This window comes from Serratia sp. CY33525, assembly GCF_052169115.1.
Lineage (GTDB): Bacteria > Pseudomonadota > Gammaproteobacteria > Enterobacterales > Enterobacteriaceae > Serratia > Serratia sarumanii.
This window is the reverse complement of the sequence record NZ_JBJNLK010000030.1, coordinates 1-1,195: the sequence shown is the minus strand read 5'-3', so window position 1 is coordinate 1,195 and position 1,195 is coordinate 1. Positions and strand designations below refer to the sequence as shown.

The 1,195-nt window shown below is 53.1% G+C and carries 1 protein-coding gene; it reads left to right on the top strand.

Annotation, left to right across the window (positions count from 1 at the left end):
• The first annotated feature begins 68 nt into the window (after positions 1-68).
• Positions 69-1,049 carry an IS5-like element IS5 family transposase gene (locus ACJ8IM_RS25155; RefSeq protein WP_042934497.1) on the top strand — a complete coding sequence of 327 codons (981 nt, stop codon included), beginning with the start codon at positions 69-71 and terminating at the stop codon, positions 1,047-1,049.
• Positions 1,050-1,195: the final 146 nt, after the last annotated feature.

Genomic DNA, 1,195 nt, shown 5'->3' with positions numbered 1-1,195 from the left:
GGAAGGTGCGAACAAGTCCCTGATATGAGATCATGTTTGTCATCTGGAGCCATGGAACAGGGTTCATCATGAGTCATCAACTTACCTTCGCCGACAGTGAATTCAGCAGTAAGCGCCGTCAGACCAGAAAAGAGATTTTCTTGTCCCGTATGGAGCAGATTCTGCCATGGCAAAACATGGTGGAAGTCATCGAGCCGTTTTACCCCAAGGCTGGTAATGGCCGGCGACCTTATCCGCTGGAAACCATGCTACGCATTCACTGCATGCAGCATTGGTACAACCTGAGCGATGGCGCGATGGAAGATGCTCTGTACGAAATCGCCTCCATGCGTCGGTTTGCCCGGTTATCCCTGGATAGCGCCTTGCCTGACCGCACCACCATCATGAATTTCCGCCACCTGCTGGAGCAGCATCAACTGGCCCGCCAATTGTTCAAGACCATCAATCGCTGGCTGGCCGAAGCAGGCGTCATGATGACTCAAGGCACCTTGGTCGATGCCACCATCATTGAGGCACCCAGCTCGACCAAGAACAAAGAGCAGCAACGCGATCCGGAGATGCATCAGACCAAGAAAGGCAATCAGTGGCACTTTGGCATGAAGGCCCACATTGGTGTCGATGCCAAGAGTGGCCTGACCCACAGCCTAGTCACCACCGCGGCCAACGAGCATGACCTCAATCAGCTGGGTAATCTGCTGCATGGAGAGGAGCAATTTGTCTCAGCCGATGCCGGCTACCAAGGGGCGCCACAGCGCGAGGAGCTGGCCGAGGTGGATGTGGACTGGCTGATCGCCGAGCGCCCCGGCAAGGTAAGAACCTTGAAACAGCATCCACGCAAGAACAAAACGGCCATCAACATCGAATACATGAAAGCCAGCATCCGGGCCAAGGTGGAGCACCCATTTCGCATCATCAAGCGACAGTTCGGCTTCGTGAAAGCCAGATACAAGGGGTTGCTGAAAAACGATAACCAACTGGCGATGTTATTCACGCTGGCCAACCTGTTTCGGGCGGACCAAATGATACGTCAGTGGGAGAGATCTCACTAAAAACTGGGGATAACGCCTTAAATGGCGAAGAAACGGTCTAAATAGGCTGATTCAAGGCATTTACGGGAGAAAAAATCGGCTCAAACATGAAGAAATGAAATGACTGAGTCAGCCGAGAAGAATTTCCCCGCTTATTCGCACCTTCC